Raw genomic sequence first — 20158 nt, 5'->3', positions numbered from 1 at the left:
GTCTTCGATGATTTTCGAAGGGACCCCCAAGGCCTCCCTGCGGCGCCGACTCCTGGCCGCCCGAGCCCTTCTGACCAGCGATGACATCGCCCTGGCCGGGGAGCGGCTGGCCCGCCGCGCGCTGGAGCTCCCCGAGCTCGCCGGGGCCGGCACCGTCGCCGCGTACGTGTCGGTCGGCCGCGAGCCCGGCACCCGCGCGCTGCTCGACGCGCTGCACGCGCGCGGGGTGCGCGTCCTGCTGCCCGTGCTGCTCGACGACAACGACCTGGACTGGGCCGCCTACGCCGGCCGCGACAGCCTGGCACGCGCCGGTCGCGGCCTGCTGGAGCCCACCGGGCCGCGGCTGGGGCCGGACGCCGTCGCCGCGGCGGACGCGGTGCTGCTGCCCGGGCTCGCGGTGGACGGGCGGGGGCTGCGGCTGGGGCGGGGCGGCGGTTCGTACGACCGCGTGCTCGCCCGGCTGGAGCGCCACCGCGCGCGTGCCGCCCTGGTGGTGCTCCTGTACGACGACGAGGTGGTCGCGGAGGTCCCTGCGGAACCCCACGACCACCCCGTGCGCGCGGCGGTGACGCCCTCCGGCGTCACCCGCTTCACTCCTTGGTGAGCACCAGCGTGTCCTGGGTCGCCTTGTCGACGGCCTCCTTGCCGAACGCCCAGTCCAGCAGCTCGCCCTTGGCCCACTTCTCGGTCTGGTCCGTGTAGTGCGCGTCGTACGCGTGCCCCGAGGCGCCGGTCAGGTTGATCCACCGGGACTTGTCCCAGTCGCCGACGTTGACCACCATCCGCATGGACGGCACCCAGATGACCCCGTAGCCGCCCGCCGCGTTCCAGCCGGTCGCGTTGACCGCGGCCTCGCCGCCCGACAGGTTCCACGGGCCGCGGTTGAGCATGTACCGCAGGAAGGCCGGGCCCTCCGTGCCGAGGGTCTGGTTGCGCAGGTTCAGCTGGTGCAGCCGGCCCCAGTTCCAGGTCGAGACGTCCTTGCCGAGCTTGGCCGTCAGCTCCCAGCGGGCGTCCTTCATGGCCCGCGCGAGCAGCTGGTCACGCGTCTCGGTGGCCGGATCGGTGCGGCTGGCGTCCGTCTTCCACCAGGCGCTCGTCTCCTTCGTCAGCAGCGGCCGCACCACCTCGTACCAGCGGTCGCCGCCGTCGGGCTGCGCGGTGTCGGCGGAGCGCTGGCCGCACTCGCGCACCAGCTTGTTCTGCTCGTCCACCGGCCCCGTGGCGTCGGTCGCGCGCACGTTGATGCACTCGCCCTCCACCCGCAGCTCCTTGGGCAGCTTGTTGCCGAACGCCAGCTTCAGCACGTTGCGCCACACCGCGTTGAAGTACGCGGCGCCCGCCGAGTCCGACTCCTGGGTGTAGTCCCAGGTCTCCAGGAGCTTCTGCGCCTCGCGGACCGAGGGGTCCGAGATGTCGATCTTCTTCAGGTAGGGCACCAGCAGCTTGGCGATCTCGCTGCTGTTGTCCATCTGCATGGTGCGCATGTCGTCGGTCGAGATCTTGCCGCCGTCCTTGGTCTTCGACGCGATGAGGTCGTTGATCCGCTGGCTGCGCGAGCCGTAGCCCCAGTCCTTGGTCAGCAGGTACGGGTAGGCGTCCTCGTCGACCACGGCCTGGTTGGCGGTCACGATGTAGCCGCGCTCGGGGTCCTCCTCGTAGGGGAGCTCCTCGAACGGGATCGTGTCCTTCTTCCACCGGTACTTCGGGTCCCAGCCCGGCGCCGGCATCGTGCCGTCGTGGTCCTTGGAGCGCACCGGGATGCGGCCCGGCGCCTGGTAGCCGATGTGGCCCTCGGGGCCCTTGGCGTCCGCGTAGATCAGGTTCTGCGAGGGCACGTCGAAGTGCGAGGCCGCCTTGCGGAACTCCGAGAAGTCCTTGGCCCGGTCCAGCTCGAAGACGGCGTCCATCGTGGTGCCCGGGTCCAGCGCGGTCCAGCGCAGCGCCACCGCGTAGCCCTCCGCGCGGTCGGGGGCGTTGTTGGTCACCGGGGCCTTCTGCCCGACCTTCTCCAGCTCGGAGCTGCGGTCGGAGACCAGCGGGCCGTTGTTCGTGGTCCGCACGGTGATCTTCCGGTCGGAGCCGCCCGCGACCTTGATGACCTCCTCGCGGGTGGTGAACGGCAGCTGCTTGCCGTCGTACTCGTAGCCCGAGTCCGAGACCTTCTCCAGGTACAGGTCCGTCACGTCGGCGCCCAGGTTGGTGAAGCCCCAGGCGATGTCCTGGTTGTGGCCGATCACCACGCCGGGCATGCCGGAGAACGTGTAGCCCGCCACGTCGAAGCCGCAGGACGCCGAGACCGTACGGCAGTGCAGGCCCATCTGGTACCAGAGCGAGGGCAGCTGCGGCGCCAGGTGCGGGTCGTTGGCCAGCAGCGGCTTGCCGGTGGTCGTGTACTTGCCGGAGACGACCCAGGAGTTGGAGCCGATGCCGTGCCCGTTCGGGCCGAGCAGCGCCGGGATCTCGTCCAGCGTCTTCGACAACGCCGACAGCTGGGTGCGCACGCCCTGCTGGGCGCCCTGCGGGGTGTTCGCCGCGTTCGAGGACGCCTTGGCCTCCGGGTCGAACTTGCCGCCGCGCACGGCGCCCTTGTCCATGATCGGCTGGTGCAGCTTGGAGGGGTACTCCGGGTACAGCTCCTTGATCTGCGCCTGGGTGAGCCGGCTCGTCATCAGCGAGCGGTCGATCTCGTCCTGCATGTTGCCGCGCAGGTCCCAGGCCATCGCCTTCAGCCAGGCCACCGAGTCCACCGGCGTCCACGGCTCGATCTCGTAGTCGTTCTCGAAGGCCAGCGCCGCGTACTCGACCGAGACGTCCCGGCCCGACTTGCCCTTGAGGTAGGCGTTGACGCCGTCCGCGTACGCCTGGAGGTACTTCTTCGTGCTCGCCGACAGCTTGGTGTCGTACTCCTGCTGCGCCACCCGGCGCCAGCCGAGAGTGCGCAGGAACGCGTCGGTGTCGACCTGGCCCTTGCCGAACATCTCCGACAGCCGGCCGGACGTCAGGTGGCGCCGGACGTCCATCTCCCAGAAGCGGTCCTGCGCCTGGACGTAGCCCTGGGCGCGGAACAGGTCCTCGTCGGTGTCGGCGTAGATCTGCGGGATGCCGTAGGAGTCGCGCTTGACCTCCACCTGTCCGCTCAGTCCCGGCACCTTGACGGTGCCGGAGGTCTGCGGGAAGGAAGCGCGCACCGTACTGACGCTCCAGTACGCCCCGTAGCCGATGCCCGCGACCAACGCCAGCACCAGGACGAGCACGATCAGGCGGGCGCGGCGCCCCTTCTTCTTCTTGCCGGGTTTCGCGGCAGGAGGGGCGGTGGTGTTGGCGGGCATCGCTGTCCTTCGAGGCGCAGGCTGGTCCGGGAGTGCTGGAGCAACCATAGGCGCAGCTCTCCCCCGCCCCGGACGCCGGTCCGTGCAACAGGCCTTCCGCGCGGGCTTCCCTGATACCGGAAGAGGCGTCAAGGAAGCGTAAAAGATTAGGTAAGGTAACGAAGTACTGTCGAGCCGGAGGAACGATCCGGCACGTCCGTCACACACCGCAGGGAAAGGGTCGGCCACTGACTGTCCACCAGCTCAACGAGCTCCTGTTCATCTGCTCGCTCGTCCTGCTCGTCGCCGTCGCGGCGGTGCGCATCTCCTCCCGGAGCGGGCTCCCCAGCCTGCTGCTCTACCTGGGCATCGGGATGGCCATAGGCCAGGACGGCATCTTCGACGTCCGTTTCGACGACGCCGAACTGACGCAGGTGATCGGCTACGCCGCACTTGTCGTGATCCTGGCCGAGGGCGGCCTGGGCACCAAGTGGAAGGAGATCAAACCCGCGCTGCCCGCGGCGGTCGTGCTGTCGACCGTCGGCGTCGCGGTGAGCGTGGGCGTCACCGCCGCCGGAGCGCACTACCTGGTCGGCCTGGAGTGGCGCCAGGCGCTGCTGATCGGCGCCGTCGTCTCCTCCACCGACGCCGCGGCCGTCTTCTCGGTGCTGCGCAAGGTGCCGCTGCCCGCGCGGGTGACCGGCACCCTGGAGGCCGAGTCCGGCTTCAACGACGCCCCCGTGGTCATCCTGGTCGTGGCGTTCGCCACGGTCGGCCCGGTGGACTCCTGGTACGTCCTGGTCGGCACGATCGCCCTGGAGCTCGCCATCGGCGCCGCCCTCGGCCTGGCGATCGGCTTCCTGGGCGCCTACGGGCTGCGGCACATCGCCCTGCCCGCCTCCGGCCTCTACCCGATCGCCGTCATGGCCATCGCCGTCGCCGCGTACGCCGCCGGCGCCATGGCCCACGGCAGCGGCTTCCTCGCGGTCTACCTGGCCTCGATGGTCCTGGGCAACGCCAAGCTGCCGCACGCGCCCGCCAACCGCGGCTTCGCCGAGGGCCTGGGCTGGCTCGCCCAGATCGGCATGTTCGTGCTGCTCGGCCTGCTGGTCACCCCGCACGAGCTGGTCGACGACTTCTGGCCCGCCGTCATCGTCGGCCTGGTCCTGACCATGGTCGCCCGGCCGCTGGAGGTGCTGGTCAGCCTGCTGCCCTTCCGCATCCCCTGGCGCGAGCAGGCCCTGATGTCCTGGGCCGGGCTGCGCGGCGCGGTGCCCATCATCCTGGCGACCATCCCGATGGTGTCCGGGATCGAGGGCAGCCAGAAGGTCTTCAACATCGTCTTCGTGCTCGTCGTGGTCTACACCCTGATCCAGGGCCCCACGCTGCCCTGGCTGGCCCGCGCCCTGCGGCTGGGCGACTCCTCGGGGGCCACCGACCTCGGCATCGAGTCCGCCCCGCTGGAGCGGCTGCGCGGGCACCTGCTGTCGGTGGCGATCCCGGAGAAGTCGCGGATGCACGGCGTGGAGGTCGCCGAGCTGCGGCTGCCCGCCGGGGCGGCCGTCACCCTGGTCGTCCGGGACGGCACCAGCTTCGTACCGCTGCCCTCGACCGTGCTGCGGCGCGGGGACGAGCTCCTCGTGGTCGCCACGGACCCGGTGCGCGACGCGGCGGAGCACCGTCTGCGGGCCGTGGGCCAGGGCGGCAAGCTGGCGGGCTGGCTGGGCACGGGCGGGCTCCCCGGGCCGTCCGGGTCCAAGGGTTCCGCGGGGTCCGGGGGCGGGCCGGGGGCTTCGGGGCGGGGGCGGTAGCGGGCCACGGGGGGCGAAGCAGGCACGGTAGTGGGCTGCGAACCGTGGGTGACGAGGATGAACGGCCCGTTAATCACAGGCGAGATCTGGTCGCGATCGACTGATTCTCAGGCCAAGATCCGCCGACCCCTGTACCATGAGTCGTACGCAATCATCATGATCACGCTCGTCCGGCCGCCTCCACACGGGATGCGGGACTTCGGACGGATCGACCAACTCTGCCTGACGCAGGGCTGGCGCGATTGTATGGCGGCCGGCGCCCTCGCAGTGGGCGCGGCATCTACCGCAGTTCCGCGCAAGAGGACAGCCCTCGGCTGCTCCCACAGGGGAGCGCTACCAGGCGGCAGAAAGGCAAGGACCGTGGAGTCCACGGTCACGAAGAACTCCGGCGCCGCCGCCGCACGACGGCCCGGCTACGGGCAGCTCCTGCGCACCCCCGGCGCCCTGTCGTTCCTGATCCCCGGGTTCGCCGCGCGCCAGCCCTTCGCCATGCTGACCATCGGCATCCTGCTGCTGGTCCAGCACACCAGCGGCTCGTACGGGACCGCAGGCGCCGTCGCCGCCGTCACCGGCGTCGCCATGGCCCTGTTCGCCCCGCAGACCGGCAAGCTCGCCGACCGCTTCGGCCAGCGCGCCGTACTGCTGCCCGGCGTCCTGGTGCACGCGGCGTCCGTCGCCGCACTGATCGCCCTCGCGCTCGCCGACGCCCCCCTGTGGGCGCTCTTCGCGGCGGCCGTGCCCACCGGCGCCTCGGTGCCGCAGGTCGGCCCCATGGTGCGCGCCCGCTGGGCCGCCAAGCTGGAGGGGACCCCGCTCGCGGGCACCGCCGCGGCCTTCGAGTCCGTCACCGACGAGTTCACCTTCGTGGTCGGCCCCGTCCTGGCCACCACGCTGTGCACCGTCGTCCACCCCGCCGCGGGCCTGGCCACCGAGGCCGTCCTGACGGTCGTCGGCGGCCTGCTGTTCGCCGCGCAGAAGCGCACCCAGCCCGCGCACGGGCTGAACAGCCCCCACGCGCGCGTGGAGCACGTCTCCGCCCTCTCGGTGCCCGGCGTGCGGGTGCTCGCCATCGCCTTCCTCGGGATCGGCTCGGTCTTCGGCGGAATGCAGGTCTCGCTCACCGCCTTCGCCGAGGAGATCGGCAACCCCGGCGTGAACGGCGTGCTGTACGGGGTGTTCGCCGCGGGCAACATGCTCGCCGGCATCGCCTGCGGCGCCATCGCCTGGAAGTCCGGCCCGCGCCGCCGCCTCCTCCTGGGCTACCTCGGCCTGACCCTCGCCGCCTCCCTGCTGTGGACCGCGCACGCCCCGGTGCTGCTCGGCGCGCTCGGCCTGGTCGTCGGCCTGTGCATGGCCCCGGCCCTGATCACCGGCTACACGCTGGTGGAGTCCCTGGTGCCCGCGTCGGCCCGCACGGAGGCCTTCACCTGGCTGACGGGCGCCGTCGCGCTCGGGCAGGCGGCGGCCGTGACGGTCGCCGGACGACTCGCCGACGGCTACGGCTCGCACGCGGGATTCCTCGTCCCGCTGGCCGGAACCGCACTGGCCCTCGCCACCCTCCTGACCCTGCGCTCCCGCCTCGTACCGCGCACCGGCGGGCGCACGGTGGCACGTGGTGTGGGTCACCGCGTGCCGGTGGCGGTGGACTGAGCGAGCGGAATACGTCACTATGGACCGTCGTTAGCACTCATCGAGTGAGAGTGCCAGGAGGAAGACAAGTGCCGACCTACCAGTACCAGTGCACCGAATGCGGCGAGGGCCTCGAGGCGGTGCAGAAGTTCACCGATGACGCCCTGACCGAGTGCCCGAACTGCAAGGGACGCCTGAAGAAGGTGTTCTCGGCCGTCGGCATCGTCTTCAAGGGCTCCGGCTTCTACCGCAACGACAGCCGCGGCTCCTCGTCGAGCAGCACGCCGGCGTCGTCGGGCTCGTCGTCCTCGTCGACGTCTTCTTCTTCGACTTCTTCGACGTCGTCGTCCTCGTCCTCCTCCACGACGTCGAAGCCCGCCGCTTCGTCCTCGTCGACGACGTCGGGCTCGTCGAGCTCGGGTTCGGCTGCCTGACCCGCACTTCTGTGCCTTAGCACTTCTGTGCTTCTGCGCTTCTGTCCGAAGGCCCCGGTGTACGTACGCGTGCGTATGCCGGGGCCTTCGGCGTACGCGGAGGCCGCCCGGGAGGCTGACCGGAAGCCGCCCGGAGGAGGCGCTCGCACCGGCGCGGATAGTGTGACCGGCATGGCGAACGCAGAGAACGCGCGCGCGGGCGGCGCGCAGCAGGCCGAGATCGGCGTCATCGGCGGCTCCGGCTTCTACTCCTTCCTGGACGACGTCACCGAGGTCCGGGTCGACACCCCCTACGGCAGCCCCAGCGACTCCCTGTTCCTCGGCGAGGTCGCCGGGCGCCGGGTCGCCTTCCTGCCCCGGCACGGCCGCGGCCACCACCTGCCGCCGCACCGGATCAACTACCGCGCCAACCTGTGGGCCCTGCGCTCCGTGGGCGTGCGCCAGGTCCTCGGCCCGTGCGCGGTGGGCGGGCTGCGCCCCGAGTACGGCCCCGGGACCCTGCTCGTACCCGACCAGCTCGTCGACCGCACCAAGTCCCGCACCGCCACCTACTTCGACGGGGAGCCGCTGCCGGACGGCACGGTGCCCAACGTCGTGCACACGACGTTCGCCGACCCGTACTGCCCCGAGGGCCGCAAGGCCGCCGTGGCGGCGGCGCGCGGGCGCGCGTGGGAGCCGGTGGACGGCGGCACGCTCGTGGTCGTCGAGGGCCCGCGCTTCTCCACCCGCGCGGAGTCGCGCTGGCACGCGGCCAACGGCTGGGCCGTCGTCGGCATGACCGGCCACCCCGAGGCGATCCTCGCCCGCGAACTGGGCCTCTGCTACACGTCCATGACCCTGGTGACGGACCTGGACGCGGGTGCGGAGACCGGCGAGGGCGTCTCGCACACCGAGGTCCTGAAGGTGTTCGGCGAGAACGTGTCGCGGCTGCGCGAGGTGCTGTTCGACGCGGTGCGCGCCCTGCCGGCGACCGAGGACCGGGACTGCCTGTGCACCCGGGCGCACGAGGGATGGGACCTGGGGATCGAGCTGCCGTAGCCGGGCAGCCCTGGGGGCGGGTGTTTCCGGGTCCCCGGGGCGTTTCCGGGTCCCCGGAGGCCGGCGTTTCCGGGTCTCCGGAGGCGGGCGTCCCCCTCACGGGTGACGGAGTTTTCCACAAGGCCGCAGTCGTCCACAGGCGACTGCGGCCTTTCGGCATCCCGGGCATCGTGAAGGTCCGAACCCGCTCCACGACAGACCGGATTGGTGGTGGCCGCCGTGAACTCCCAGCCCCGCACCCCCGCTTCCTCCCCGTACTCCTCCTACTCCCCCGCCTCCCCCGGCTGCCCCCATTCGCCCGCGCCCGTCCCCGGCCCGTGCCCCGTACCCGAGTTCGCCCCGCTGCGGGTCTCCGGCGGGCGGCACCGGCTGCGGCGGGCCGTGCGCCGAAGGCGCCGCGCCGTGGTCGCGGGCCTGGCCGTCACCGCCGCCGCCCTGGCCGCCTCCGCGCCGCGCGACAGCGGCGCCCCGGGCCCCCGCGCCCACGCCCCCGTACCGTCGGGGACCCCCGGGGAGCCCGACGGCGGCGGGCGCGGGCGGCCGGTCGAGGTGGTGTCCGCCCCGGTGCGGATCGCCGACGCGGCCACGGTCAGGCTGCTGCGCCCCGGCGACCGGGTCGACGTGATCGCGGCGGCCGGTCCCGCGGCGGGTGGCGGGGGCGCGGCCCGGGTGGTGGCGGCCGGGGCCCGGGTGGCCGAGGTGCCCGGGGCCGGGGCGGATCCGCCGGAGGGGGGCGCCCTGGTGGTGCTGTCCGTACCGCGCGCGACGGCCGCGGCGCTCGCGGGCGCGGGTGCCACCTCCCAACTGGCGGTGACGTTGTGCTGATTCGCACGGACACGCTGTCAAGTCACCTGTTCGTACGTACGGATTGGACGCCTATGCACCCTTCGGGGCGTAATGGCTGCGCCAACTGCACATGCGACGAAAGGCGGCCTGGTGACCAGCCAGCCGGAAAAGCAGAGCCTGTTGGAGGGCTTCAAGGCCTTCCTCACCCGTGGGAACGTGATCGACCTGGCGGTCGCGGTCGTCATCGGCGCCGCGTTCACCAACATCGTGAACGCGGTGGTGAAGGGCGTCATCAACCCGCTGGTCGGCGCCTTCGGCACCAAGGACCTGGACAGCTACCGGTCCTGCCTGAAGGGACCGTGCGTCCTGGACAAGACCGGCGACGTGGTCAGCGGCATCCCGATCATGTGGGGCTCGGTGCTCAGCGCCATCCTCAGCTTCCTGATCACGGCCGCCGTCGTGTACTTCCTGATGGTGCTGCCCATGGCCAAGTACCTGGCGCGCAAGGCCGCCCAGGACAAGGCCAAGGAGGGCGCCATCGAGGCGATCGAGATCAGCGAGCTGGAGGTGCTCAAGGAGATCCGCGACGCGCTGGTCTCGCAGCGCGGACAGGGGCACGGCGCCCCGTAGCGGCGGTCCGCCGCCAGGGTGCGGATCAGAGGTGGTGGGGCGGCTTCTCGTCGAGGAAGCGCGCCAGGTCGGCGGCCGAGTCGCCGGAGGGCCGCTCGCCCCACCCGCGGTCCGTGTCGTCCGACGACTGCTGGTCCAGCGGGTCGTCGAAGACCAGCTTCGGCCGGGCCTGGGGCTTCGCCGCCGCCCCGGGGCCCTGCTGGCCGGGCTCGCGCGGTCCTTCGTGGTCGGGGGTGGTGCTCATGCCTCCAGGGTACGGCGCCCGCGCCGCGGCCACCGGGGGCGGCTGCGGCGAAGGGGGCCGGGGCGGGGAGCAGGACGCGGAGGGAGACGGCGGGGGCACGGCCCGGGGCACGGGGGTCAGACCGCGTTCAGGCCCTCGGCCGCGAAGACCGCCTTGACCTCGGCGACCCGCTCCGGGGAGGGCGACGGGGTGTCGTGCAGGGTGAATTCCTTGTCCAGCGCCTCCCACTTGGCCTCGCCGAGCTTGTGGAAGGGCAGGACGTCGACGCGCGCGACGTTGCCCAGGGAGGCGGCGAAGGAGGCGACGCCCGCGACGTTCTCCGGGGCGTCCGTCAGACCGGGCACGAGCACGAAGCGGACGTGGACCTCCTTGCCCAGGTCCGCCAGGCGCCGCGCGAAGTCCAGCGTCGGCTGGAGGGGGCGGCCGGTCACCTTCTGGTACGTCTGCGGGTCCCACGACTTGATGTCGAGCAGCACCAGGTCGACGTCCCGCAGCAGCGCGTCGGTGGCGCGGGCGCCCAGGAAGCCCGAGGTGTCGAGGGCCGTGTGCAGACCGAGCTCGTGCTTCATCCGGTGCAGCAGCTCGCCCGCGAAGACCGGCTGGAGCAGCGGCTCGCCGCCGGAGATCGTGGCACCGCCGCCCGAGGCGGCGATGAACTTCGTGTACTTGGAGGCCTCGGCGATCACGGCGTCGGCGGAGGTGCGCCGCCCGTTGCGCATCCGCCAGGTGTCGGGGTTGTGGCAGTACAGACAGGTCAGCGGGCAGCCCGACAGGAACGTCACGAAGCGGGTGCCGGGGCCGTCGACGCCGGTGGACAGGTCCCAGGAGTGCACCGAGCCCTCGCTCGGCCGGAGCGTGGCGGCCGCCGCGGGGGTGGACGGACAGGCTCCGGCGGGGGCGGCCGGGGTGTCCGCGGGGGCCACGCACGCGGCGTCGTCGTCGAAGACGGGCGCGGTGTCGCCGGCGACCGGGACGAGCGGCCTGACGGGGATGTCGGGACCGAGGAGAACGGCCATGGCAGGGACCTCCTGGGTGGACGGGCGGAGGGTGGGGCGGGGGCGGGAGGGGCGGGGCCGGGGGCGGGGGGAAGCCCCCCCCCCAGATCCCCGGGCCGTGTCCCCCGCCCCTTGGTGTCGCGCGGTCCCGGAGGAAGTGAGGGTTCGCTCCGGGCCGCGCGGCTCGTGGGGCTCTCGCGGACGAGAGCCGGGTTCCGGGGCCCTGCACGGGCCCCGGGTCGGGGTTCCGGAGCCTTTGCGGGCCCCGGCTGCCGAGGTCGGGCCCCTCGCGGGACCCGACCTCCCGGTCTCCCGGTCTCCGGCGCCCGGGTGCCGGATGGGGGTGGCGTCAGAGGGCGCCGTGGAAGGTGCGGTTGAGGACGTCGAGCTGCTGCTCGCGGGTGAGGCGGACGAAGTTGACCGCGTAGCCCGAGACCCGGATGGTCAGCTGCGGGTAGTTCTCCGGGTGCTCCATGGCGTCCATCAGCACGTCGCGGTTGAGGACGTTGACGTTCATGTGGAAGCCGTCGGAGGCCATGTAGCCGTCCAGCACGCCCGCCAGGTTCTTGATCCGCTCCTCGGGGGTGCGGCCCAGGCCGTCGGGGGTGACGGTGTTGGTCAGCGAGATGCCGTCCTCGGCGTCCTCGTACGGGAGCTTGGCGACCGACAGGGCGCTGGCGACGTAGCCGTGGGTGTCGCGGCCGTTCATCGGGTTGGCGCCCGGGGAGAACGGCTCGCCGGCGCGGCGGCCGTCGGGGGTGTTGCCGGTCTTCTTGCCGTACACGACGTTGGAGGTGATCGTCAGGACGGACTGGGTGTGCTCGGCATCGCGGTAGGTCGGGTGCTTGCGCACCTTCTTCATGAACTCCTCGACCAGCCACACGGCGATCTCGTCGGCGCGCTCGTCGTTGTTGCCGTACGCGGGGTACTCGCCGTCGATGGTGTAGTCGGTGGCCAGGCCGGTCTCGTCGCGGTGGGCGGTGACCTTCGCGTACTTGATCGCGGCGAGGGAGTCGGCGGCGACGGAGAGGCCGGCGATGCCGCAGGCCATGGTGCGGCGCACGTCGCGGTCGTGGAGCGCCATCTCGATGCGCTCGTAGGCGTACCGGTCGTGCATGTAGTGGATGACGTTGAGGGCGTGGACGTAGACGTTGGCGAGCCATTCCATCTGCTCGTCGAACTTGGCCATGACCTCGTCGTAGTCGAGGACCTCGGCGGTGATGGCGCCGCTCTCGGGGCCGACCTGGGCGCCGGACTTCTCGTCGCGGCCGCCGTTGATCGCGTACAGCAGGGTCTTGGCGAGGTTCACGCGGGCGCCGAAGAACTGCATCTGCTTGCCGACGGGCATCGCGGAGACGCAGCAGGCGATGGCGGTGTCGTCGCCGAAGCGGGGGCGCATCAGCTCGTCGGACTCGTACTGGACGGACGAGGTGTCGATGGAGACGCGGGCGCAGAACTCCTTGAAGCCCTGGGGCAGCTGGGGCGACCAGAAGACCGTCATGTTCGGCTCGGGGGCCGGGCCGAGGTTGTAGAGGGTCTGGAGGTAGCGGAAGGAGGTGCGGGTGACGAGCGGGCGGCCGTCCTCGCCCATGCCGGCGATGGACTCGGTGACCCAGGTGGGGTCGCCGGAGAACAGCTCGTCGTACTCGGGGGTGCGCAGGAAGCGGACGATGCGGAGCTTGATGATGAAGTCGTCGACGAGCTCCTGGGCCTGCTCCTCGGTGAGGAGGCCGGCCTCGATGTCGCGCTGCAGGTAGACGTCGACGAAGGTGGAGGTGCGGCCGAGCGACATGGCCGCGCCGTTCTGCTCCTTCACGGCGGCGAGGTAGGCGAAGTACAGCCACTGGATGGCCTCGCGGCCGGTGGTGGCGGGGCCGGAGATGTCGTGGCCGTAGGAGGCGGCCATGGCCTTGAGCTCGCCGAGGGCGCGGATCTGCTCGGAGAGCTCCTCGCGCAGCCGGATGGTCTCCTCCAGCGGGCGGTTGCCCGCGGGCATGGCGTTGAGCTCGTCCTTCTCCTGCTTCTTGACCTCGATGAGGCGGTCGACGCCGTAGAGGGCGACGCGGCGGTAGTCGCCGATGATGCGGCCGCGGCCGTAGGCGTCGGGCAGTCCGGTGACGATGCCGGCCTTGCGGGCGGCGCGGATCTCGGGGGTGTACGCGTCGAAGACTCCGGCGTTGTGGGTCTTGCGGTACTCGGTGAAGACCTTCTCCAGCTCGGCGGAGACGGGGTAGCCGTAGGTCTCCAGGGCTCCGGCGACCATGCGCCAGCCGCCGTAGGGCATGATCGCGCGCTTGAGCGGCGCGTCGGTCTGCAGGCCGACGATCAGGTCCTTGTCCCGGTCGATGTAGCCGGGGGCGTGGGCGGTGATCGTGGCGGGGACGTCGTACGCGACGTCGTAGACGCCCTTGGCGCGCTCCTCGGGGAACTTGTCCGTGATGGCCTTCCACACGGCGGTGGTGCGCTCGGTGGGTCCGGCGAGGAAGGAGTCGTCGCCCTCGTAGGGCGTGTAGTTCTGCTGGATGAAGTCGCGGACGTCGATGGCGTCGCGCCACAGGCCGCCCTTGAAGCCGTTCCAGGCTCCGCCGTTCACGGTGGTCTCCGCGGGAGCTGCACTCATGGCTCGCACCTTCCGAAATCGCTTCGTCGCTGCTTTCGCTTGCTGGTATCCATTGCACTCCTTTTGATCGATCAAAAGGGTCGGCGATGGTCCCCGTTTGCGGGCCCTAGGTCCTGATCTCGGGGGTGCGGAAGCGGGCGCACCCCGCCTGACCTGCCATTCTGCGCGGGACTTTGGACCTTAGTTCGCTTGTGAATGCATTCACAAGTATTTTCCATCCGGTACGAGCATGGGGTCAGGCGAGCGCTTCCGCCAACCCGAACCCTGTCAGCACCGCGCTCACCACCGTCACCAGACCGGGGATCATGAACGAGTGGTTGACCACGAACCGGCCCACCCTCGTCGTCCCCGTCCGGTCGAAGTTGATCGCCGCGATGAAGGTGCCGTACGTGGGCAGCAGGAAGTAGCCGTTGACCGCCGGCCACATCGCGATGAGCAGCGGTACGGGAATGCCCAGCGCCAGGCCCAGCGGCATCAGCGCCTTGGTGGTCGTGGCCTGCGAGAACAGCAGCGCGGACAGCACCAGCAGCATCACCGCGAAGAACCACGGCTGGGACCGGGCGATCCCGCCGAGGGCGTCGGTGATGCGCTGCTCGTTGGCGCCGATGAAGGACAGGCCGAGCCAGGACAGCCCGAAGACGCCGATCACGGCCACCAGTCCGGAGCGGGCCACGTCGGTGGCCGGGACCTGCTTGGCGTCGACCCGGCACACCAGCAGGATCAGCGCGGCGACGGCCATCATCAGGATCTCGATGGTGGCGGGCATGGAGAGCGGGCCCTTGCCGTCGGGGGCGCCGGGGCGCAGCGCCGGGAAGAGGCCGCTGACGACGACGGCGACGGTCCCGGCGAGGAAGAGGTACGCCGCCCACTTGGCCCGGGGGCGGGGGGCGGGGGCGCCCGGCGCGGAGAGCGGGGCGCCCGCAGAGGCCTGGGCTCCCGGCGCGGAGAGCGGGGCGCCCGCAGAGGCCTGGGCTCCCAGAGAGGCCTGGGCGCCCGGCGCGATGGCCTGGGCTCCCGACGCGATGGCCGGGACGCCCACAGAGGCCGGGGCGCCCGCAGAGGCCTGGGCTCCCAGAGAGGCCTGGGCGCCCGTCGGGGCCACCGGCTCCAGCTCCCCCGCCGCGAGCCGTCGCCGGTACTCGGGGTCCTGGTCGAGCGGCTTGCCGACGCGGGTCTGGACGGCGGCGGCGACCAGGACGCCGACCAGGGTGGAGGGCACCGCGACCGCCATGATCTTCGGCAGCCCCCAGCCGTCCCCGTCGAACATCACGATCATCGCGGCCATGGCGGCGGAGACGGGGCTGGCGGTGATGCCGACGGTGGCGGCGATGGAGGAGACGGCGATGGGCCGTTCGGGGCGCACCCCGCCCTCGCGGGCGACGTCGTGGATGACGGGGAGCAGCGGGTAGAAGACGTGCGCGGTGCCCGCGCCGAGGGTGAAGGCCCAGGAGACGAGCGGGGCGATGAAGGTGACCCGGGCGGGGTTGCGGCGGATGGCGCGTTCGGCGACGCCCACCAGGAAGTCGATGCCCCCGGCGGCCTCCATGGCGGCGGCGGCCATGATGACGGCGAGGATGATCAGCATGACGTCGACGATGCCGCTGGTGTCGGCGGGGGCGACGCCGAAGACGGTGGCGAGGACGAAGACGCCGACGGCGCCCCACAGTCCCATGCCGACGCCGCCCTTGCGGGAGCCGAGGGCGATGGCGCCGACCATGACGGCGAGTTGGAGCAGCATGCTGATCATGTGGGGGACCTTCGGGCGGTGCGCGGGGGTGTGGGGGCGCCCGTCGTGCGCGTACGGGCGGTGGAGCGGGTGGTGGAGCGCGGGCGGTGGAGTACGGGCCGGGTGAGGGCCGTACGGGGAAGTACGCGGCCGGGGCGGGCCGTACGGGCAGGGGCGCTCGCACCGGACGGGCCGGGCCGCGCCCCCGGGCAGCGCGAAGGGCCCCGGTGAACCGGGGCCCTTCGGTCGTGCCGTCCCGGGCGGGCCGGGTCAGCTCGGCGCTTCGGCCGACTTGCGGGCGTAGAAGTACCAGGTGACCAGGACGCAGCTGGCGTAGAAGGCGACGAAGCCCCACATCGCGCTGGTCACGGCCACGGAGCCGAAGAGGGCCGGGATGAAGAAGAAGCCGTAGGCCGCGATGGCGGAGGTGAAGCCGGTGACGGCGCCGGACTCCATCTCGGCCTGCTTGAGGGCCTTGGCGTACTCGGGGGTGCCTTCGGTGAGGCCCTTGAGGTGGTGGCTGCGGAAGATGACCGGGATCTGGCGGAAGGTGGAGCCGTTGCCGATGCCGGAGAAGAAGAACGCGGCGAGGAAGCAGGCGAAGAAGCCGTAGAAGCTGCCGCCGTCGGAGCCCGCGGGCAGGAAGTTGATCACGCCGATGATCGACAGGGCCATGCCGACGAAGGAGATGATCGTGACGCGCGCGCCGCCGAGCTTGTCGGCGATCCAGCCGCCGGCCCAGCGGGCGAGGGCGCCGACGGCGGGGCCCATCCAGGCGTAGGTGGCGACGGAGTAGTCCGGGAAGGTGGTCTTGATCAGCATCGGCAGGGCGGCGGCGAAGCCGATGAAGGAGCCGAAGGTGCCGACGTACAGCCAGGTCATCAGCCAGTTGTGCTTGCGCTTGAAGATGACCTTCTGCTGGCTGAACGGGGTGGAGGCGACCTTGAGGTCGTTCTGGCCGAACCAGGCGACGGCGGCGAGGACGATCAGGACGGGGACCCAGAGGAACGCGGCGTTCTGCAGGTAGACGGCGGAGCCGTTGGGCTTGTGCTGGGCGGTGCCGATGGCGATGGTCGACCAGGTGATCACGATGGGGGTGAGCAGCTGGACGACGGAGACGCCGAGGTTGCCGAGGCCGCCGTTGATGCCGGTGGCGTTGCCCTTCTCGCCCTTGGGGAAGAAGAAGCCGATGTTGGCCAGCGAGGAGGCGAAGTTGGCGCCGCCGATGCCGCAGAGGGCGGCGATGGCGACCATGGTGCCGTACGAGGTCGACGGGTCCTGGATGGCGATGCCGAGCCAGATCAGCGGGACGATCAGGACGACCGTGGACAGGGCCGTGAAGCGGCGCTGGCCGACCATGGGGCCGAGGAAGGTGTAGAAGATCCGGGCGGTGCCGCCGGTGAGGCCGGGGATGGCGGTCAGCCAGAACAGCTGCGAGGTGCTGTAGCCGAAGCCGACGTCCTTGAGGTTGGTGGCGGTGACGCTCCAGACCTGCCAGACGACGAAGGCGACCAGGAGGGCAGGGACCGCGATCCAGAGGTTGCGGGTGGCGACCCGCTTGCCGATGGACTTCCAGAAGAGCTCGTTCTCGGGCTCCCAGGCGGTGATCGTCCTGCCGGGTCGGTACTGCTCCGTGTCGTACGACGCGACGGAACCGTCCGTCGTGCGACTGTCCTGGACTGCGGAACTCATGTCGCTTCCCTGGGGTTTGTGCGGGTCCACCCGGTTCGGGTGCTGCCCTTCCAGGGTGCGCGCGGACATAAGGGTGCCGTCAGGGCCGATGGTCGTCACCCGGGGCTACCAAGGTCCGGCTACCAGCGCGTACGAAGGTCCCCCGCGGGCGTGCCGTACGGACCGGGCGCACGGGCGGCGCAGCGGTACGGGTGTGCCGCACCCGGGCCCGGCGGCGGTGCCGGGCCCGGGTGCGGTCCCGCTCAGGCGCCCGCGGGCACGTCCAGGACCGGCAGGCGTACCGCGTCGTCGTCGAGGCTGACGCCGGTGCGCAGGTCGAACTCCTGCTTGTGCATCGGGGAGGCCACCACGGGCACCCCGTCGCGGGTGCCCATGATGCCGTCGGCGATCACGTCGGTGCCGGAGTACGGGTCGCGGTTGCCGACCGCGTACACCGCGCCGTCGCGGTCCTTGAACAGGGCGGCCTCGGTGCCGTCGGCCAGGACGGCGGTGCGGCCGCGGCCCGGCTCCAGGAAGTCCACGCCGCCGGTGTGCGGGCCGAAGCGGGCCAGCGCCTCGGGGTCCTCCAGGACGGCCCGCCACTCGTCGCGGTAGGCGGCCACGTGCCGCTCCATCTGGGCCTCCAGGTCGGCGCAGATGCCCAGGGAGTCCTCGACCAGGACCTCCTTGAGGTGGTCCAGGCCGCCGTCCAGGCGCTCCAGCCAGGCCGCGGTGCGCTCCAGGCGCTCGCCGGTGCGCAGGTAGTACATGAGGAAGCGGTCGATGAGCCGGAACAGGGCGCCCGCGTCCAGGTCGGAGGCGAGCAGGTCGGCGTGGCGGGGGTTGGTGCCGCCGTTGCCGCACACGTACAGGTTCCAGCCGCCGGCGGTGGCGATGACGCCGATGTCCTTGCCGCGGGCCTCGGCGCACTCGCGCAGGCAGCCGGAGACGCCGCCCTTGAGCTTGTGCGGGGCGCGCAGGCCGCGGTAGCGCAGCTCCAGGTCGATGGCGAGCTGGACGGAGTCGCCCTGGCCGAAGCGGCAGAACTTGGACCCGACGCAGGACTTCACGGTGCGCAGCGACTTGCCGTAGGCGTGCCCGGACTCGAAGCCAGCGTCGATCAGGCGCCGCCAGATGCCGGGGAGTTCGGTCTTCTTCGCGCCGAACAGGTCGATGCGCTGGCCGCCGGTGATCTTGGTGTAGAGGCCGTGGTCGCGGGCGACCTCGCCGATGACGATCAGCTGCTCGGGGGTGATCTCGCCCCCGGGGACGCGCGGGACGACGGAGTAGGTGCCGTCCTTCTGGAGGTTGGCGAGGAAGAGGTCGTTGGAGTCCTGGAGGGCCGCCTGCTCGCCCTGCAGGACGTGGGTCAGGCCGAGTTCGGGGGCGAGGGTGCCCAGGACGTTGCCGACGACGGGCTTGCAGACGGTGCAGCCCTCGCCGCCGCTGCCGTGACGCTCCATCAGTTCGGTGTAGGAGCGGATGCGTTCGGTGCGGATCAGCTCGTAGATCTGGGCGCGGCCCAGCTCGGGGAAGTGCTCGCACAGGCCGCGCGGCTTCTCCACGCCGCAGTCCTCCAGGACGGCCTGGAGGGTGGGCAGGCAGCCGCCGCAGCCGGTGCCGGCCTTGGTGCAGCGCTTGACGCCGCCGACGTCGGTCAGGCCGTGCTCGGCGACGGCGGCGCGGACCGCGCCCTTGGTGACGTTGTGGCAGGAGCAGACGACCGCGTCGTCGGGCAGCGCGTCCGCGCCGACCGGCGCTCCCCCGCTCGCCGGCAGGATGAACGCCTCGGCGGGGGCGGGCAGTTGGCGCCCGGCGTGCGGCTTGAGGGAGCCGTACGCCTCGGCGTCGCCGACCAGGATGCCGCCGAGCAGCTGGCCCTCGGGGCCGAGCAACAGCTTCTTGTAGACGCCCTCGCGGCCGTCGGAGAAGACGACCTCGGTGGCCTGCTGGGCGAAGGGGTCGCCGAAGGAGGCGACGTCGGCGCCGAGCAGCTTGAGCTTGGTGGAGGTGTCGGCGCCGGTGAAGACGGCCCCGCCGTCGCCCGCGAGCGCGTCGGCGACCGCCTCGGCCATCTGGTAGCCGGGCGCGACGAGGCCGTACACCCGGCCGTCGGCCGTCTGGGCGCACTCGCCGATGGCGTAGACGTACGGGTCGGTGGTGCGGCAGTGCTCGTCGACGACGACGCCGCCGCGGTCGCCGACGGCCAGGCCGCTGGTGCGGGCCAGCCGGTCGCGCGGGCGCACCCCGGCGGAGAAGACGACCAGGTCGGCGTGGACGCGCTCGCCGGTGGACAGCTTCAGGGCGCGCACCCGCCCGTCGGCGTCGGTCTCGACCTCGCCGGCCCCGACCCCGGTGTGCACGGCGACGCCCATGGACTCGATGGTGGCGCGCAGCGCGGCGGCGCCGCCGTCGTCGACCTGCAGCGGCATCAGGCGGGTCGCGAACTCCACGACGTGCGTGGTCAGTCCGAGGGTGCGCAGGGCGCCCGCGGCCTCCAGGCCGAGCAGGCCGCCGCCGACGACGACGCCGTTGGAGCGGTCGGCTGCGTAGGCGGTGAGGGCCTCGACGTCGTAGAGGGTGCGGTACGTGAAGCAGCCCTCGGCGTCCGCGCCGGGGATCGGCGGGACGAACGGGTAGGAGCCGGTGGCCAGCACCAGCGCGTCGTAGGCGACGGTGGCGCCGGAGGTGGTGGTGACCGTGCGGGTGGCGGTGTCGATGTGCTCGGCCGGGTCGCCCAGGCGCAGGTCGATGCCGTGCGCGGCGATGAACTCCGGGGTGCTCAGGGACAGTTCACCGGGTTCGGTGCCGGTGAAGGCGGACGACAGGTGCACCCGGTCGTAGGCGGCGACGTCCTCCTCGGCGAGGACGACGGCCTGCCAGCCGGGGCCCGCGGGGTCGTCGGGGTCGATGAGCGCGCCGCGCTCGGCGAGGGCCTCCAGGAGGCGGTGGCCGACCATGCCGTGGCCGACGAGCACGAGGGTCTGCACCATGGGGGCCTCACTCGGGGCGTCGCTGGGGATGCGGGGACGTTTTCGACGGTAGGCGCGGCCGGGCCCGCGCGGGGCCCGTAAAGGGCCCCTGGGCAGGGGCCTTAGGGCCCGCACCGTCGGGGCCATCGGCCGCGCCCGGGGCGGGTGGCGCGGGTTAGCGTCGAGGTGCGGGCAGGGCCGGGCCTGGGGCGAGCTGTACGTGGCGCGGCGGGCCGGGGCGCCCGTCTTCGGCCGCGCCGACGCCGACTTCGCCACCGTCCTCGCCTCGGT

14 protein-coding genes are annotated in these 20158 nt (G+C 72.1%); 7 read left to right on the top strand and 7 right to left on the bottom strand.

Translation table 11 applies throughout. From position 1 onward, the window contains the following. Positions 1-7 precede the first annotated feature (7 nt). On the top strand, positions 8-604 hold the full coding sequence (locus tag ABT160_RS39920) for a 5-formyltetrahydrofolate cyclo-ligase (protein WP_351653556.1): 597 nt from the start codon (positions 8-10) through the stop codon (positions 602-604). Here ABT160_RS39920 and ABT160_RS39915 read toward each other — a convergent pair. Continuing rightward, a complete protein-coding gene (locus tag ABT160_RS39915; protein ID WP_351653554.1) occupies positions 591-3332 on the bottom strand; it encodes a penicillin acylase family protein in 2742 nt (913 codons plus the stop codon). The genes ABT160_RS39920 and ABT160_RS39915 overlap by 14 nt on opposite strands. A gap of 227 nt (positions 3333-3559) precedes the next feature. Between ABT160_RS39915 and ABT160_RS39910 the strand changes: the two genes are divergently transcribed. From ABT160_RS39910 to mscL, 6 genes are all read left to right on the top strand, one after another. Continuing rightward, entirely contained in the window at positions 3560-5122 is a 1563-nt protein-coding gene (locus ABT160_RS39910; protein WP_351653574.1) for a potassium/proton antiporter, read from the top strand. Positions 5123-5482: 360 nt separating this feature from the next. Continuing rightward, positions 5483-6772, top strand: coding sequence for an MFS transporter (locus ABT160_RS39905; RefSeq protein WP_351653553.1), 1290 nt, complete (start codon positions 5483-5485; stop codon positions 6770-6772). Positions 6773-6840: 68 nt separating this feature from the next. Next, entirely contained in the window at positions 6841-7185 is a 345-nt protein-coding gene (locus ABT160_RS39900) for an FmdB family zinc ribbon protein (protein ID WP_351653551.1), read from the top strand. A 171-nt stretch (positions 7186-7356) separates the two neighbouring features. Further along, positions 7357-8223 (top strand): S-methyl-5'-thioadenosine phosphorylase, encoded by an 867-nt coding sequence (locus ABT160_RS39895; RefSeq protein WP_351653549.1) that lies wholly within the window; start codon positions 7357-7359, stop codon positions 8221-8223. 219 nt (positions 8224-8442) lie between these two features. Continuing rightward, positions 8443-9048: a hypothetical protein gene (locus ABT160_RS39890; protein WP_351653548.1), complete on the top strand. Its 606-nt coding sequence runs from the start codon at positions 8443-8445 to the stop codon at positions 9046-9048. Between the two features lie 111 nt (positions 9049-9159). Further along, positions 9160-9639: a large conductance mechanosensitive channel protein MscL gene (mscL, locus tag ABT160_RS39885; protein WP_502984387.1), complete on the top strand. Its 480-nt coding sequence runs from the start codon at positions 9160-9162 to the stop codon at positions 9637-9639. Between the two features lie 25 nt (positions 9640-9664). On the opposite strand, the gene ABT160_RS39880 is transcribed toward mscL, so the two are convergent. From ABT160_RS39880 to nirB, 6 genes are all read right to left on the bottom strand, one after another. Further along, positions 9665-9883, bottom strand: a complete 219-nt coding sequence (locus tag ABT160_RS39880; protein WP_351653544.1) for a hypothetical protein — start codon at positions 9881-9883, stop codon at positions 9665-9667. A gap of 116 nt (positions 9884-9999) precedes the next feature. Next, entirely contained in the window at positions 10000-10899 is a 900-nt protein-coding gene (gene pflA, locus ABT160_RS39875; RefSeq protein ID WP_351653542.1) for a pyruvate formate-lyase-activating protein, read from the bottom strand. Positions 10900-11227: 328 nt separating this feature from the next. Next, positions 11228-13498, bottom strand: a complete 2271-nt coding sequence (gene pflB / locus ABT160_RS39870) for a formate C-acetyltransferase (protein WP_351653540.1) — start codon at positions 13496-13498, stop codon at positions 11228-11230. 235 nt (positions 13499-13733) lie between these two features. Next, on the bottom strand, positions 13734-15245 hold the full coding sequence (locus ABT160_RS39865) for an anaerobic C4-dicarboxylate transporter family protein (RefSeq protein WP_351653538.1): 1512 nt from the start codon (positions 15243-15245) through the stop codon (positions 13734-13736). A 249-nt stretch (positions 15246-15494) separates the two neighbouring features. Further along, complete coding sequence (locus ABT160_RS39860) at positions 15495-16916, bottom strand: MFS transporter (protein ID WP_351653537.1); 1422 nt, start codon at positions 16914-16916, stop codon at positions 15495-15497. Between the two features lie 242 nt (positions 16917-17158). Next, positions 17159-19888: a nitrite reductase large subunit NirB gene (gene nirB, locus ABT160_RS39855; RefSeq protein ID WP_351653535.1), complete on the bottom strand. Its 2730-nt coding sequence runs from the start codon at positions 19886-19888 to the stop codon at positions 17159-17161. Between the last annotated feature and the right edge of the window lie 270 nt (positions 19889-20158).

Source organism: Streptomyces sp. NPDC001941 (genome assembly GCF_040296945.1).
Lineage (GTDB): Bacteria > Actinomycetota > Actinomycetes > Streptomycetales > Streptomycetaceae > Streptomyces.
Note: the sequence above shows the minus strand (reverse complement) of the source record. Positions and strands in the feature narration are given on the sequence as shown.